We start from the raw sequence: 14,546 nt of genomic DNA on the forward strand, positions 1-14,546 counted from the left end.
GGGAAAGAGCAGTGCCCATGGCCCGCGACCTCACCCCCGGCACCGGCAACCGCGGCGGCCGCCTGAGGGTGTACCTCGGCTCCGCGCCGGGGGTCGGCAAGACCTATCGGATGCTGGACGAGGCCCGGCGCAGACAGCAGCGCGGGGCCGACGTCGTGGTCGGGTACATCGAGTGCCACGGCAGACGCCACACCGAGGCCATGCTGGCCGGCCTGGAGGTCCTGCCGCGGGTCCGGCGCGCCTACCGGGACGCCGGGTTCGACGAGATGGACCTCGACGGCGTGCTCGCCCGCCGCCCGTCCGTCGTGCTGGTGGACGAGCTGGCGCACACCAACGTCCCCGGCGGCCGGCACGCCAAGCGGTGGCAGGACGTCGAGGAGATCCTGGCCGCCGGGATCGACGTCATCACCACCGTCAACATCCAGCACCTGGAATCGCTGAACGACGTCGTCCGGAAGATCACCGGCATCCCGCAGCGCGAGACCGTCCCGGACGAGGTGGTCCGCCGGGCCGACCAGATCGAACTCGTCGACATGGCCCCGCAGGCGCTGCGCCGCCGGATGGCCCACGGCAACGTCTACCGGGCGGAGAAGGTGGACGCCGCGCTCTCGAACTACTTCCGGGTCGGCAACCTCACCGCCCTGCGCGAACTCGCCCTGCTCTGGGTGGCCGGGCGGGTGGACGAGGGCCTGCGCGACTACCGGGCCAGCCACAACATCGACCGGGTCTGGGAGACCCGCGAACGGGTCGTGGTCGCCCTCACCGGCGGCCCCGAGGGCGAGACCCTGATCCGCCGCGCCGCCCGGATCGCCGACCGCACGGCCGGCGGCGAGCTGCTGGCCGTCCACGTCTCCCGCAGCGACGGCCTGGCCGGCGCCTCCTCCGGCGCGCTCGCCCAGCAGCGGCAGCTGGCGGAGGCCCTCGGCGGCAGCTACCACGTGGTGGTCGGCGACGACGTCCCCACCGCGCTGCTCACCTTCGCCCGCGCCCACCACGCCACCCAGCTGGTGCTCGGCACCAGCCGCCGCGGCCGGATCAACCGCTTCCTCACCGGTCCCGGCACCGGGCAGACCACCGTGGACGCCTCCGAGGACATCGACGTCCACATGGTCACCCACGAGTTCACCGGCCGCGGCCGGCTGCCCTCGCTCGGCCGCCGCCACTCCCGGCGCCGCACCTTCGCCGGCTACCTGGCCGGACTGGCGGTGCCCTGGCTGCTCACCGCCCTGCTCTCCCAGGCGCACCACAGCATCAACCTGACCACCGACGCGCTGATCTTCCAGCTCGGCGTGGTCATCGTCGCCCTGCTCGGCGGAGCCGTGTCGGCCCTGCTGGCCTCGGTCGTCGCCTCGGTGCTGCTGAACTACTACTTCATCCCGCCGATCCACAGTCTGACCATCGGCGAGACCAACAACATCGTCGCCCTGGTGGTCTTCGCCGCCATCGCGCTCACCGTCTCCACCGTGGTCGACCACGCCGGCCGGCTCACCAGCCGGGCCGCCCGCGCCACCGCCGAGGCCGAGACCCTCTCCACCCTGGCGGGCAGCGTGCTGCGCGGCGCCGACGCGCTGCCCGCCCTGCTGGAGAAGTCCCGGACGGCCTTCGGCATGCGGGCCGTCGCCCTGCTCTCGCGGGTCGACGGCGAGGCGCTCGCGCACTGCGCGGGGGACCACCGGGGCGACGGCGACGGGCCGCACGAGACCACCGAGGTCCCGGTCGGCCCGGACGCCGTCCTGGTGCTCACCGGCCGCCGGCTGCCCGCCGCCGACCAGCGGGTGCTGACCGCCTTCGCCGCCCACGTCGCCGCCGCGCTGGAGCGCGACCGGCTTGCCGTCGTCGCCGCCGAGGTCGAGCCGATCAAGGCCGCCGACCGGATGCGCACCGCCCTGCTCGCCGCCGTCAGCCACGACCTGCGCACCCCGCTGGCCGCCGCCCGCGCCTCGGTCGGCTCGCTGCGCAGCCCCGACGTCGAGTTCTCGCCCGAGGACCAGTCCGAACTCCTCGCCACCGCCGACGAGTCGCTGGTCAAGCTCACCCGGCTGGTCGACAATCTGCTCGACATGAGCCGCCTCCAGGCCGGCGCGCTCACCCTGCACCTCACCGAGACCCACCTGGACGAGATCCTGCCCCGGGCGCTGGACAGCCTCCCCGACCCGTACGCACCGGTCCAGCCGCTCGACCTGGAGACCACGCCGCCGGTGCTCGCCGACCCGCCGCTGCTGGAGCGGGTGCTCGCCAACGTGATCACCAACGCGCTGCGGTACAACGCCCCCGGCGCGCCCGTCCTGGTCACCGCCAGCCACCACGCCGACCAGGTCGAGATCCGGGTGATCGACCGCGGCCCCGGCATCGCCCCCGAGGACCGCGACCGGGTCTTCCTGCCCTTCCAGCGCCTCGGCGACACCGACAACACCACCGGCGTCGGCCTCGGCCTCGCCCTCTCCCGGGGCCTCGCCGAGGCGATGGGCGGCAGCCTGGAGGTCGAGGACACCCCGGGTGGAGGCACCACCATGCTGCTCACTCTGCCCGCCGCCACCACCGGGCCCGCCGCCACAGCCCCCGCCACCTCAGACCCCGCCGCCACCGAGCCCGGACACCCCGGGGAGGAATCGCGACATGAGTGAGATCCTGGTCGTCGACGACGAGCCGGCCCTCCTGCGCACCCTGCGGATCAACCTCAGCGCCCGGCAGTACGCCGTCCGCACAGCCGCCAGCGGCGGCGAGGCGCTCGACCGTGCCGCGCACAGCGCCCCGGACGCCGTCCTGCTCGACCTCGGCCTGCCCGACCTCGACGGGATGGACGTGCTGCGCGGCCTGCGCACCCGCAGCGCGATGCCGATCATCGTGCTCTCCGGCCGGACGGACGCCGCCGACAAGGTGGGCGCCCTGGACGCGGGCGCCGACGACTACCTCACCAAGCCCTTCCTGATGGAGGAACTGCTGGCCCGGCTGCGCGCCGTGCTGCGCCGGCCGCCGGGCGGCGTGCCGTCGGGCCGGCCGGTGATCGGCGACCACACCGTGGACCTCGCGGCCACCGCGGTGAACGGCCCGAACGGTCCGGTCCGGCTCACCCCGACCGAGTGGCGCATCCTCGCCCTGCTGCTCGCCAACCCCGGGCGGCTGGTGCCCGGGCGGCAGATTCTGCGCGAGGTGTGGGGCCCGGCCCAGGAGGGGCGCGGCAACTACCTGCGGGTCTACTTCGCCGGGCTGCGCCGCAAGCTGGAGCGCGATCCGGCCCGGCCGCGGCACCTGATCACCGAGCCGGGGATCGGGTACCGGTACGTGCCGTGACGGACCGGCGGGCGAGCGTCGGCGCGCCCTCGTCAACGAGCCGTCAAGAGCGCTCCGGTGGACGACAGGAGGGCGTCAAGACCGCCCGGGGGCGGTGTTCCGCGGGCGTAGTGTCGGTGTCGAACGAGCGGCCCGGCTCCGTGTGGGGGAGGCCCGGGTCCGCTCCGGCAGCCGTCCCAGGACGGCCAGCAGGTGGGGGAGGGGCGGGGGGGGGGCGGCGCGCGGCCCCCCCCGGCCGCGGGGGGGGGGGGCGGGGCCCGCGCCGGGCGGAGGGGCCCCGCGCCGGGGGGGGGGGGCCCGGCGCCGCCCCCGCCGCCCGACCCGGCCGGCCCCCGTGGGGGGGGCGGGGCGGCCCCACCCCCCCGCCCGCCCCCATCTGTCGTCGGGGCCGGGTCCGTCCCCCGGATCAGCCGTCCGCGGCCCCGGACTGCCGGGGCAGCGCCAGCGCCACCGTGTCCGCGAACTCCCGGACCGCGCTGGTCCGGCTGACCACCCGGCCGCTGTGCACCACCAGCCGGCTGTGCCCGCCCGCGAGCGCCCCGGCCAGGCTGTCCCCGCGCACCGCCAGCAGCTCCGCCGGGAACCCGGCGTCCACCCGGACCGGGGCCAGCCCGAGCGCCGCCCGGGCCTGGTTCGCCACCGCGTCGTACGCCGCCGCCGGGTCCAGCTCCCCACCGGCCGACAGCAGGTACGCCGACTCCAGCGGATCCGCCCGGCCGACCGGGTTGGACGGGTCGCGCAGCGCCCCGCTGCCCGCCGCCAGCGGCACCCTGGCGGCGGCCAACTCCCTTACCAGGCCCGGCCGCAGGCCCGTCGTCCGGCCTTCCATTCCGGTGCAGCCGCCGTTCTGCGGCAGGCAGACGACCCGGATCCCGCTGGTCGCCAGCACCGTCGACCCGCCCCGGGCCAGCGCCCCGCACGGGCCGAGCGTCACCCGCGGCCGTAGCGGCGCCAACGCGCCCGCCATCCGGGCGAGTTGGGCGGCGTCGGCGGCGCCGGTGTGCAGGTCCACCGGACAGTCCGCCTCCCGGGCGGCCTCCAGCAGCAGCTGCACGTACCCGGCCGGGTCCGGATCCAGGTCCGGGCAGCCGCCGGCCGCGGTGGCGCCCAGCTTGAGCGCCTCGCGCAGCTGCGCCCGGCCGTCCGCGCCGGCCCGCCCGGTGAGCAGCCGGGGCATCGCCACCGCCTGGAGCTCGGCCAGCCCGCGCAGCGCCTGCCGGGCGGTGAGCACCGCCTCCAGCCGGCGCAGTCCGTGCACGTCGCCGATCCGGACGTGGGTGCGCTGGGCGGTGGCGCCGTAGCCGAGCGAGGTCAGCGCGGCCTCGGTGACCCGACGGGTGAGGTCGGCCGGGGTGTCCGGCGGCGGGGCGGCCAGCGCGGCGGAGAACGCGGTGTCGTAGTGGGCGTGCGCCTCGGCGGGGGCCGGGAGCAGCAGGTAGCCGCGCAGGTCGATCCGGGCGCCGGTGGTGACGGTGGGCGCGCCGGGCAGGGCGGGCAGTGGGCCGAGGCTGCCGACGGTGCCGACCGCCTGGATCCGGTCGCCGCTGATCCGGACGTCCACCACCCGCCCGTCGGCCAGCCGGGCGCCGGTGAGGAGCAGGACCGGGCCGTGCCCGAGCGGGTTGGCCGCCGGGCCGGGTCCGGAGTGCGGCCCGTCGGCGGCTGCGCTGTCCATCGCCGGCTCCTTCTCGCGTCGGCCCGTGCGGTCGGCCCCGGGCCGCTGGCCCGTACCGCCGGGCGGTCCTCCCGATCAATGAGCGTCGAGCCTATGGGCCCGGGGGGCGGGGCGCCGGGAGGCGGGCAATAGTCGTATCGGGTCGGGCCGCGGCGCTCGCGGCCCGATCGAACGCCCGGCCTTGGATCGTCCGCCCGTACCCCTCACCCACCTGCGGTCTTCGCCGCGGGATACGGATTTCACCTCCGGGCGCGAAACGTGTAATCTCTTCCTCGTTCGCCCCTATAGCTCAGTCGGTAGAGCGTCTCCATGGTAAGGAGAAGGTCTGCGGTTCGATTCCGCATGGGGGCTCGGTGAGAAGCAGTCAGCCTCGGCTGTGCTGTGGATCACTGTGGCGGTGTAGCTCAGTTGGTAGAGCAAGCGGCTCATAATCGCTGTGTCACCGGTTCAAGTCCGGTCACCGCTACCCCGCGTAGTCGGTCGGGAGATCGCACTCCCGGTCGGCTACTCTTGTTGTGTTCTTATTCGTTGTCCAAGGAAGGCACTCCCGTGGCTGCCACCGACGTCCGCCCGAAGATCACGCTGGCCTGCGTGGAGTGCAAGGAGCGGAACTACATCACCAAGAAGAACCGGCGTAATGACCCGGACCGTCTTGAGATGAAGAAGCACTGCCCCCGCTGCAACTCGCACACCGCGCACCGCGAGACCCGCTGACCCTGAAGTAGGGCGACGGGCCTGTGTGAAATCAGGTCTTCTACTCCGGGCCGCATCCCTCACAGGGGGTGCGGCCCGGAGTTTTTTCGTATCCACCCGCGTTCCGAGGAGCTGCCATGGCGCTCGACCCCTCCTTCATCGGGCGTAGTTACCCGCCCACCGAGCCGTACGAGGTCGGCCGGGAGAAGATCCGCGAGTTCGCGACCGCGGTCGGCGACGCCAACCCGGCGTACACCGACCCGGAGGCGGCGAAGGCGCTGGGCCACCCCGACGTGATCGCCCCGCCGACCTTCCCGTTCGTGATCACCTACCGCGCGGCCGGCCAGGTGGTCGAGGACCCGGAGCTGGGCCTGGACTTCAGCCGGGTGGTGCACGGCGACCAGAAGTTCGCCTACACCCGCCCGGTGCGGGCCGGTGACCGGCTGTCGGTCGCGGTGACCATCGACAACATCAAGTCGCTGGCGGGCAACGACGTGCTCACCGTGCGCGGCGAGGTGACGGACGCGACCGGCGAGCACGTTGTGACGTCGGTCATGACCCTGGTGGCCCGGGCCGCCGACGAGGCGGGGGAGTGAGCGCGATGGCGATCGGCTACGACGAGGTCGAGGTCGGCACCGAGCTGCCGGCGCAGTCCTTCCCGGTGACCCGCGACACGCTGGTGCGGTACGCGGGCGCCTCGGGCGATTTCAACCCGATCCACTGGAACGAGAGGTTCGCCCTGGAGGTCGGCCTGCCGGACGTCATCGCGCACGGCATGTTCACCATGGCCGAGGCGATCCGGGTGGTCACCGACTGGGTCGGCGACCCGGCCGCGGTGGTCGAGTACGGCGTGCGCTTCACCCGCCCGGTGCCGGTGCCGAACGACGGGGTCGGCGCGGTGGTCGAGGTCTCGGCCAAGGTCGCCAAGAAGCTGGACGACCGCAGGGTGCAGGTCGACCTGCTGGCCACCGCGGGCGGTCAGAAGGTGCTCGGGATGTCCCGGGCCGTGGTCCGGCTCGGCTGAGCCGCCCCCTCGCGACGGCGGTCGCGGCCGGAGCCCCGTACTCACGGGATCTCCGGCCGCGGTCGCGGGCCTTGCCTTGATAGTGATTGGCCACTAACTTGGAACTCATGGCGAAGTCGAGCATCCGGATGAGCGCGGAGGAGCGGCGCGAGAGCGTCGTCCGGGCCGCCCTGATCGAGTTCGCCCGGGGTGGGTACCACGGCACCTCCACCGAGGCGATCGCCCGCCGGGTGGGCGTCTCGCAGCCGTACCTGTTCCGGCTGTTCCCGGGCAAGCAGGCGATCTTCGCCGCGGCTGCCGAGCGCTGCGTCGAGGAGACCTGGCGGGTGTTCGACGAGGCCTCGGCCGGGCTGTCCGGCGAGGAGGCCGCCGACGCGATGTCCGCCGCGTACATGAGCCTGGTCGAGGACCGTGACCAGCTCATGATGCAGATGCAGCTCTACGTCTCGGTCTTCGCGGCCCGGGCGGCCGGCGAGGAGGAGGTCGGGGAGACCGCCCGGCGGCTGTGGGAGAGCCTGTTCGACCGGGTCAGGATCCGGATCGGCGGGGGCATGAGGGACGCCACGCAGTTCTTCGCGTACGGGATGCTGATCAACACCATGGTGGCGCTGGGCTATCCGCCGGACCACCGGATGTGGAGCGGCTTCGACGGGTGCGAGGAGCCCGAGTAGCCGGGCCGCGCGGCGGTGTCCGTGCGGCCTTTTTTCGGCCCACGAAAGTTATTGAGCAATAACTACCTAGAGGAAACTGGGGGACGTCATGACGGAGAAACCGACCATGGGCAGAACCGCGATCTGGACGCTGGTGATCGTCAGCGCGGCCGGCTTCATGGCCGCCCTGGACAACCTGGTGGTCACCACCGCACTGCCGTCGATCCGCGAGGAACTCGGCGGCGGGCTGTCCGACCTCGAATGGACGGTCAGCGCCTACACCCTGAGCTTCGCCGTGCTGCTGATGTTCGGCGCCGCGCTCGGCGACCGCTTCGGCCGCCGACGGATCTTCCTGGTCGGCCTGACGGTCTTCACCGCAGGCTCCGCCGCGGCGGCGATGTCCCCGGGCATCGGCGACCTGATCGCCGCCCGGGCCGTCCAGGGCGTCGGGGCCGCGGTGATGATGCCGCTCACCCTGACCCTGCTCACCACCGCCGTGCCCGCGGCCAGGCGGGGGATGGCCTTCGGCATCTGGTCGGGCGTCAGCGGCCTCGCCGTCGCCGCCGGGCCGCTGATCGGCGGCTCGCTGACCGAGCACTTCTCCTGGCAGTGGATCTTCTGGGTGAACGTCCCGGTCGGCCTCGTCCTGCTGCCGCTGGCCTACCTGCGGCTCGGCGAGAGCCGGGGCGCGGGCCGGGCCCTGGACGTGCCCGGGACCCTGCTGGTCAGCCTGGGGATGTTCGGGGTCGTCCTCGGCCTGATCCGCGGCAACCCGGACGGCTGGACCAGCCCGCTGGTCCTCGGCGCCCTGGTCGCCGGCGTCCTGCTGCTGACCGCCTTCGTCTGGTACGAGCAGCGGGTGGCCGCCCATCCGATGCTGCCGATGCGGCTGTTCCGCAGCCGGGCCTTCTCCGCCGTCAACGCGGCCAGCCTGCTGATGTACCTGGGGATGTTCGGCTCGATCTTCCTGATCAGCCAGTACCTCCAGGGTGTCGGCGGCTTCAGCCCGCAGGAGTCGGGCATCCGGATGCTGCCGTGGACGGCGATGCCGCTGCTGGTCTCCCCGGTCGCGGGCATCGTCTCCGACCGGATCGGCGGCCGCCCGATCGTGGTCGCCGGGCTGGCCTTGCAGGCCGTGGGCCTGGTGCTGTTCGGCCTGGTCGCGGACGGGAGCACCGGCCTCGACTACCCCGCCCAGATCCCGGCCATCGTGATCTGCGGGATCGGCATGTCGCTGTACTTCGGCCCGACCGCCCAGCTGGTGATGGCCAGCGTCCGGCCGCAGGAGCAGGGGATCGCCTCCGGCGCCAACAACGCGCTGCGCGAGGTCGGCGGGGCGCTCGGGGTCGCCGTGCTCGCCGCGGTGTTCTCGGCGCGGGGCGGCTACCAGTCGACGCAGGCCTTCACGGACGGGCTGGTGCCCGCGCTGTACGTCGGCGGGGCCGCCGTCGGGCTCGGCGCGCTCGCCGCGGTGTTCATCCCCCGGCGGCGCGCGGCGGCGGCCGCGGGGGTGCGGGAGGAGCGGGCCGGGAAGCCGGCCGTGCCCGCGGGGGTCTGAGGCGCCGGCCCCGGGCGACCGGCGTACGGGCGAGCGGCGTACGGGCGGCGGGAGTACGGGCGGCGGGCGTGCCGGGAGGCACCCCCGCCACCCGTACGCTGGTGGGCGTGCTGGTAGAAAACGACGCCCCCCTCGCCCCGCTGACCACGCTCCGGCTCGGTGGCCCGGCCCGCCGCCTGGTGACCGCCCACACCGATGACGAGGTGATCGCCGCCGTCCGCGAGGCCGACGCGGCCGGCGAGCCGCTGCTGGTCCTCGGCGGCGGCTCCAACCTGGTGATCGGCGACGCCGGCTTCCCCGGCACCGTGCTGCGGATCGCCACCGAGGGCTTCGCCCTGGACGGCACCGCGCTGGAGGTCGCGGCCGGCGAGACCTGGTCCGAGGTGGTCCGCCGGACCGTCGTGGACCACGAGCTGGCGGGCATCGAGTTCCTGGCCGGCATCCCCGGTTCGGCGGGTGCCACCCCGGTGCAGAACGTGGGCGCCTACGGCCAGGAGGTCGCGCAGTCGGTCACCGAGGTGGTCGCGTACGACCGTGCCGCCGACGAGGTGGTCGTGCTCTCGAACGCCGAGTGCGCGTTCTCCTACCGGCACAGCCGCTTCAAGGCCGAGCCGGAGCGCTACGTGGTGCTGCGGGTGCGGTTCCGCCTGGAGGACAACGGCGGCCTCTCCACCCCCGTCCGCTACGCCGAGACCGCCCGGCACCTGGGCGTCGAGCAGGGCGAGCGGGTGGCGGTCGGCACCGCCTGGAACGCGGTGCTGCTGCTGCGCGCCGGCAAGGGCATGGTGCTGGACCCGGCGGACCACGACACCTGGTCGGCCGGCTCCTTCTTCACCAACCCGGTGCTCACGGCCGCGCAGTACGACTCGTTCCGCACCCGCCCGGGTGCCGAGGACGCCCCCGCCTACCCGGCCCCGGAGGGCCGCACCAAGACCTCGGCGGCCTGGCTGATCGACCGGTCCGGCTTCGGCAAGGGCTACGGCAGCGGCCCGGCGACGCTCTCCACCAAGCACACCCTGGCGCTCACCAACCGCGGCTCGGCCACCGCCGAGGACCTGCTGGCGCTGGCCCGGGAGATCCGGGACGGGGTCCGCGAGGCCTTCGGGGTGGAACTGGTGAACGAGCCGGTGATGGTGGGCGTCAAGCTCTGAGGCAGCGCCTCGTCAGGCGGGTACGGCGGCCGGCTCCGCGGAGGCTCGGCCGCCCACCAGCCAGGCGTCGATGTCCGCCAGCAGTTCCTTGCGGACGGCCTCCGGCGCGACCGAACCGCGCACCGACTGCCGCGCCAGCTCGGCGAGTTCGGCGTCGGAGAAGCCCAGCACGTCCCGGACCAGCTCGTACTGGGCGGCCAGCCGGCTGCCGAACAGCAGCGGGTCGTCCGCGCCCAGCGCGAGCGGCACCCCGGCGTCGAAGAGCCGGCGCAGCGGGACGTCCTCGGGGTGCTCGTAGACGCCGAGCGAGACGTTGGAGGACGGGCAGACCTCGCAGGTGACCTGCCGGTCCGCCAGCCGCTCCATCAGCCTCGGGTCCTCGGCGGCGCGCACGCCGTGGCCGATCCGGCCGGCGCCCAGGTCGTCCAGGCAGTCCCGGACGGACTCCGGGCCGGAGAGCTCGCCGCCGTGCGGGGCCGCCAGCAGCCCGCCGTTGCGGGCGATCGCGAAGGCCCGGTCGAAGTCCCGGGCCAGGCCCCGGCGCTCGTCGTTGGAGAGGCCGAAGCCGACCACCCCGTGGTCGGCGTAGCGGACGGCCAGCCGGGCCAGCGTCCGGGCGTCCATCGGGGACTTCATCCGGTTGGCCGCGACCAGGACCCGGATGCCCACGCCGGTCGCCGCGGCGGCGTGCTCCACGGCGTCCAGGATCAGCTCCAGCGCGGGGATCAGCCCGCCCAGCCGGGGCGCGTACGAGGTCGGGTCGACCTGGATCTCCAGCCAGCGGGAGCCGTCCCGCCGCTCGTCCTCGGCGGTCTCCAGGACCAGCCGGCGGATGTCCTCCTCGTCCCGCAGCACCGAGCGGGCGGTGTCGTACAGCCGCTGGAAGCGGAACCAGCCCCGCTCGTCGGTGGCCCGCAGTCGGGGCGGCTCGCCGGAGCTGAGCGCCTCCGGCAGCCGGACGCCGTGCTTGTCGGCCAGCTCCAGGAGGGTGGCGGGCCGCATCGAGCCGGTGAAGTGCAGGTGCAGGTGGGCCTTCGGGAGGCCCCTGACGTCTCGCGGGTTCAACAGGCGTTCCATTCACCGATACTGCCGTATGCGGCCCCCGAACGGGAACCGCCTCCTTTCCATCCCCCGAAGGGGTGAAAGGAGGCGGCGTGCCGGGTGAATCCCGTATGTCGGATTGACGTCAGTGCTCGAACCGCGTCAGTCGCGGGCCTCGCCGAGCAGCTTCTGCACCCGGCTGACGCCCTCGACCAGGTCGGCGTCGCCGAGCGCGTAGGAGAGCCGCAGGTAGCCGGGGGTGCCGAAGGCCTCGCCCGGGACGACCGCGACCTCGGCCTCGTCCAGGATCAGGGTGGCCAGCTCGCCGGAGGTCTGCGGGCGCTTGCCGCGGATCTCCTTGCCCAGCAGGCCCTTCACCGACGGGTAGGCGTAGAAGGCGCCCTCGGGCTCGGGGCAGAACACGCCGTCGATCTCGTTGAGCATCCGCACGATGGTCTTGCGGCGGCGGTCGAAGGCCTCGCGCATCTCGGAGACCGCGTCCAGGTCGCCGGCCACGGCGGCCAGGGCGGCGCGCTGGGCGACGTTGGAGACGTTCGAGGTGGCGTGCGACTGGAGGTTGGTCGCGGCCTTGATGACGTCCTTGGGGCCGATCACCCAGCCCACCCGCCAGCCGGTCATCGCGTAGGTCTTGGCGACACCGTTGACCACGACGCACTTGTCGGCCAGCTCGGGCAGTAGGGCCGGCAGCGAGGTGAAGGTGGCGTCGCCGTACACCAGGTGCTCGTAGATCTCGTCGGTGAGCACCCACAGGCCGTGCTCCAGCGCCCAGCGGCCGATCGCCTCGGCCTCGGCCTCGGTGTACACCGCGCCGGTCGGGTTGGACGGCGAGACGAACAGCACGACCTTGGTGTTCTCGGTGCGCGCGGCCTCCAGCTGCTCGACCGAGACCTTGTAGCCGGTGGTCTCGTCGGAGACGACCTCCACCGGGACACCGCCGGCCAGCTGCACCGACTCCGGGTAGGTGGTCCAGTACGGGGCCGGGATGATGACCTCGTCGCCCGGGTCCAGGATCGCCGCGAAGGCCTCGTAGATCGCCTGCTTGCCACCGTTGGTGACCAGCACCTGGGAGGCGTCCACCTGGTAGCCGGAGTCGCGCAGCGTCTTGGCGGCGATCGCGGTCTTCAGCTCGGGCAGGCCACCCGCCGGGGTGTACCGGTGGTTCTTCGGGTCGCGGCAGGCCTCGACGGCCGCCTCGACGATGTAGTCCGGGGTGGGGAAGTCGGGCTCACCGGCGCCGAAGCCGATGACCGGGCGGCCGGCGGCCTTGAGGGCCTTGGCCTTGGCGTCCACGGCGAGGGTCGCGGACTCGGCGATCGCACCGATCCGGGCGGAGACCCGGCGGTCGGCGGGGCGGATGGACTGGTCGGGCTGAGGGGTGGAAGCGCTCATGCCTGCATCGTCGCAGAACCCGGACCTACCGGGCATCGGGGTATCGGCATCCGTACGTTCCCGTCCGAATCGCGGCCCCGGCGATCCGTCGGCGGGTGCCCCGCCGGACCGGACATCCGCCGGGTGACCGGCCGGTCCGGAAGAAGAGGTTCGACCAAACACCCCTCGACCACGTACACTCGCTGCTCGACGGCCCGCCGAGAAAAAGCCGGAGCTTTCACCGCCTGTACAGACAGCGGGGGGAGATGCGGTAGGTTGGTCGCCACCGGAGCCGCGAGGCACCGTAGGGCAATAGCTCAATTGGTAGAGCACCGGTCTCCAAAACCGGCGGTTGGGGGTTCGAGTCCCTCTTGCCCTGCTGCTAGATCCGTTTTCAGCCCGTTCGCTCCACAGGAGTGAGCGGGCTTGATGCGGAGATGGCACCGATCAGCACCGCTGGCCGACTGGCCGTGCCCCACCGGGAGCGCGGCGAAGCTCGGCAGGACCCGGATTCAGGTGAGGACGAGTGACGGAGACCACGGGCTCCACCGCAACGCCTGAGAGCGGCAACCCCGAGGGTGCCGATGGCGTTGCCGAGAACACGGCCGAGGGCGAGAACAAGTCCGGCAAGCAGAAGAAGTCCGGCAAGCGGGCCAAGAAGGGCCTGTTCGCCAGGATGGGTCTGTTCTACCGCCAGATCATCGCCGAGCTGCGCAAGGTCGTCTGGCCCACCCGCGGCGAGCTCACCAGCTACACCGCCGTCGTGGTCACCTTCGTCGTGGTCGTGATGGCCTTCGTGGCCGGCCTGGACTACGGCTTCTCCAAGCTGAGCCTCCTGGTCTTCGGCTGACCGGCCGCCTCACCTTTCGAACAGCTTCCCGACCCGGGCCGAATCCTCGGCCCGGGTCGAGCTGTCGGTGCCGGACGTACGCGCGGTTACCGTGGACTCGGTACTGTTGAAGTCTCCGAGACCTCGCCTGGCGCCCGCGCGAGCGGCCGTACGCCGGACCGGTCGAGGAGCGCGCCACCTTCACCATCTCCAGGAAAGAAGCCGCCACCGTGTCTGAGTCCCCCCTGTACGACGCCGACGAGACCGTCCGCGAGGCGGATGCGGATGTCGCCGCCGCGCCGGACGCGACCGAGCTGGCTGACGACGTCGAGTCCGCCGAGCAGATCGTGGACGCCGCGGACAGCGACGAGGACGAGGTCGAGGCGTACGACGAGGCCGAGGCCGGCGAGCCCGCCGAGGAGGCCGCGCTGCACGTGGAGGGCGAGGCCGAGCTCGACGCCGAGCTCGCCGCCGAGGAGACCGTCGAGGAGGAGCCGGCCGACGAGGTCGACCCGGTCGCCAAGTTCCGCGAGGACCTGCGCTTCATGCCGGGCGAGTGGTACGTGATCCACACCTACGCCGGCTACGAGAACCGGGTGAAGCAGAACCTGGAGCAGCGCGCCGTCTCGCTGAACGTCGAGGAGTACATCTTCCAGGCCGAGGTGCCGCAGGAGGAGGTCGTCCAGATCAAGAACGGCGACCGCAAGACCATCCGCCAGAACAAGCTCCCCGGCTACGTCCTGGTGCGCATGGACCTCACCCCGGAGTCCTGGGGCGTCGTGCGCAACACCCCGGGTGTCACCGGCTTCGTCGGCAACGCCTACGACCCGTACCCGCTGACCCTGGACGAGGTCGTCAAGATGCTCGCCCCCGACGTCGAGCGCCAGGCCGCCAAGGAGGCGGGCAAGCCGTCGCCGATCAAGCCGAGCGAGATCCAGGTGCTGGACTTCGAGGTCGGCGACTCGGTCACCGTCACCGACGGTCCGTTCGCGACCCTCCAGGCGACCATCAACGAGATCAACCCGGACTCGAAGAAGGTCAAGGGCCTGGTCGAGATCTTCGGCCGGGAGACCCCGGTCGAGCTCTCCTTCGACCAGATCCAGAAGAACTAGTCCCACGGTTTTCGGATTCGGGGCGGGGCCGAGGGCCCTGCCCCGAATCCGTTTTGGTCCAGCGGCGCCGACGCGTTAGCCTGGTCCGATGTGTGTGCTGGCGGCCGGGTGTCGCCCCGGTTCCGCACGCACC

Annotated in this window: 13 protein-coding genes and 3 tRNA genes; 13 read left to right on the forward strand and 3 right to left on the reverse strand. The window is 73.1% G+C overall.

The window, feature by feature from the left end; all coding sequences use genetic code 11:
• Positions 1 to 17: 17 nt before the first annotated feature.
• Together ACWGKU_RS28440 and ACWGKU_RS28445 are read left to right on the forward strand one after the other, a co-directional pair.
• On the forward strand, positions 18 to 2,624 hold the full coding sequence (locus ACWGKU_RS28440; protein WP_452177426.1) for an ATP-binding protein: 2,607 nt from the start codon (positions 18 to 20) through the stop codon (positions 2,622 to 2,624).
• Positions 2,617 to 3,291, forward strand: coding sequence for a response regulator (locus ACWGKU_RS28445; protein WP_359897555.1), 675 nt, complete (start codon positions 2,617 to 2,619; stop codon positions 3,289 to 3,291). Before ACWGKU_RS28440 ends, ACWGKU_RS28445 begins: the two co-directional genes overlap by 8 nt.
• A gap of 406 nt (positions 3,292 to 3,697) precedes the next feature.
• Here the strand turns inward: ACWGKU_RS28445 and ACWGKU_RS28450 are convergent, their stop codons facing one another.
• The gene (locus ACWGKU_RS28450; protein WP_452177427.1) at positions 3,698 to 4,966 is read right to left on the reverse strand and encodes a hydrolase; all 1,269 of its coding nucleotides are present in this window, start codon (positions 4,964 to 4,966) and stop codon (positions 3,698 to 3,700) included.
• A 278-nt stretch (positions 4,967 to 5,244) separates the two neighbouring features.
• Here ACWGKU_RS28450 and ACWGKU_RS28455 point away from each other — a divergent pair.
• The 8 genes from ACWGKU_RS28455 (at position 5,245) to ACWGKU_RS28490 (ending at position 10,042) form a co-directional block, all read left to right on the forward strand.
• A tRNA-Thr gene (locus ACWGKU_RS28455) sits at positions 5,245 to 5,317 on the forward strand.
• 42 nt (positions 5,318 to 5,359) lie between these two features.
• Positions 5,360 to 5,432, forward strand: a tRNA-Met gene (locus ACWGKU_RS28460).
• Positions 5,433 to 5,515: 83 nt separating this feature from the next.
• Entirely contained in the window at positions 5,516 to 5,680 is a 165-nt protein-coding gene (gene rpmG, locus ACWGKU_RS28465) for a 50S ribosomal protein L33 (protein ID WP_006604855.1), read from the forward strand.
• A gap of 116 nt (positions 5,681 to 5,796) precedes the next feature.
• Positions 5,797 to 6,255, forward strand: a complete 459-nt coding sequence (locus tag ACWGKU_RS28470; RefSeq protein WP_359897553.1) for a MaoC family dehydratase N-terminal domain-containing protein — start codon at positions 5,797 to 5,799, stop codon at positions 6,253 to 6,255.
• Positions 6,256 to 6,260: 5 nt separating this feature from the next.
• Positions 6,261 to 6,683: a MaoC family dehydratase gene (locus tag ACWGKU_RS28475; RefSeq protein WP_401047087.1), complete on the forward strand. Its 423-nt coding sequence runs from the start codon at positions 6,261 to 6,263 to the stop codon at positions 6,681 to 6,683.
• 107 nt (positions 6,684 to 6,790) lie between these two features.
• On the forward strand, positions 6,791 to 7,354 hold the full coding sequence (locus ACWGKU_RS28480; protein WP_401047089.1) for a TetR/AcrR family transcriptional regulator: 564 nt from the start codon (positions 6,791 to 6,793) through the stop codon (positions 7,352 to 7,354).
• Positions 7,355 to 7,460: 106 nt separating this feature from the next.
• Positions 7,461 to 8,891, forward strand: coding sequence for an MFS transporter (locus tag ACWGKU_RS28485; protein ID WP_452191617.1), 1,431 nt, complete (start codon positions 7,461 to 7,463; stop codon positions 8,889 to 8,891).
• Positions 8,892 to 8,959: 68 nt separating this feature from the next.
• Complete coding sequence (locus ACWGKU_RS28490) at positions 8,960 to 10,042, forward strand: UDP-N-acetylmuramate dehydrogenase (protein ID WP_452177428.1); 1,083 nt, start codon at positions 8,960 to 8,962, stop codon at positions 10,040 to 10,042.
• Between the two features lie 12 nt (positions 10,043 to 10,054).
• Here the strand turns inward: ACWGKU_RS28490 and ACWGKU_RS28495 are convergent, their stop codons facing one another.
• Both ACWGKU_RS28495 and ACWGKU_RS28500 read right to left on the reverse strand, forming a co-directional pair.
• Positions 10,055 to 11,119, reverse strand: coding sequence for an adenosine deaminase (locus ACWGKU_RS28495; protein ID WP_452177429.1), 1,065 nt, complete (start codon positions 11,117 to 11,119; stop codon positions 10,055 to 10,057).
• A gap of 126 nt (positions 11,120 to 11,245) precedes the next feature.
• Positions 11,246 to 12,493: a pyridoxal phosphate-dependent aminotransferase gene (locus ACWGKU_RS28500; protein ID WP_359897548.1), complete on the reverse strand. Its 1,248-nt coding sequence runs from the start codon at positions 12,491 to 12,493 to the stop codon at positions 11,246 to 11,248.
• Between the two features lie 285 nt (positions 12,494 to 12,778).
• Here ACWGKU_RS28500 and ACWGKU_RS28505 point away from each other — a divergent pair.
• The 3 genes from ACWGKU_RS28505 (at position 12,779) to nusG (ending at position 14,413) form a co-directional block, all read left to right on the forward strand.
• Positions 12,779 to 12,851: transfer RNA gene (locus ACWGKU_RS28505), tRNA-Trp, on the forward strand.
• 147 nt (positions 12,852 to 12,998) lie between these two features.
• Positions 12,999 to 13,322 (forward strand): preprotein translocase subunit SecE, encoded by a 324-nt coding sequence (gene secE, locus ACWGKU_RS28510; protein WP_359897547.1) that lies wholly within the window; start codon positions 12,999 to 13,001, stop codon positions 13,320 to 13,322.
• Between the two features lie 209 nt (positions 13,323 to 13,531).
• Positions 13,532 to 14,413 (forward strand): transcription termination/antitermination protein NusG, encoded by an 882-nt coding sequence (gene nusG / locus ACWGKU_RS28515; RefSeq protein WP_380357517.1) that lies wholly within the window; start codon positions 13,532 to 13,534, stop codon positions 14,411 to 14,413.
• Positions 14,414 to 14,546: the final 133 nt, after the last annotated feature.

Source organism: Kitasatospora sp. NPDC054768, assembly GCF_053612025.1.

Bases quoted from the DNA above. Each gene is read 5' to 3' on its own strand.
- ACWGKU_RS28475 (WP_401047087.1), top strand. From the start codon at position 6,261: ATGGCGATCGGCTACGACGAGGTCGAGGTCGGCACCGAGCTGCCGGCG.
- ACWGKU_RS28450 (WP_452177427.1), bottom strand. From the start codon at position 4,966: ATGGACAGCGCAGCCGCCGACGGGCCGCACTCCGGACCCGGCCCGGCG.
- ACWGKU_RS28485 (WP_452191617.1), top strand. From the start codon at position 7,461: ATGGGCAGAACCGCGATCTGGACGCTGGTGATCGTCAGCGCGGCCGGC.
- ACWGKU_RS28470 (WP_359897553.1), top strand. From the start codon at position 5,797: ATGGCGCTCGACCCCTCCTTCATCGGGCGTAGTTACCCGCCCACCGAG.
- ACWGKU_RS28480 (WP_401047089.1), top strand. From the start codon at position 6,791: ATGGCGAAGTCGAGCATCCGGATGAGCGCGGAGGAGCGGCGCGAGAGC.
- ACWGKU_RS28495 (WP_452177429.1), bottom strand. From the start codon at position 11,119: ATGGAACGCCTGTTGAACCCGCGAGACGTCAGGGGCCTCCCGAAGGCC.
- ACWGKU_RS28445 (WP_359897555.1), top strand. From the start codon at position 2,617: ATGAGTGAGATCCTGGTCGTCGACGACGAGCCGGCCCTCCTGCGCACC.
- ACWGKU_RS28440 (WP_452177426.1), top strand. From the start codon at position 18: ATGGCCCGCGACCTCACCCCCGGCACCGGCAACCGCGGCGGCCGCCTG.
- ACWGKU_RS28500 (WP_359897548.1), bottom strand. From the start codon at position 12,493: ATGAGCGCTTCCACCCCTCAGCCCGACCAGTCCATCCGCCCCGCCGAC.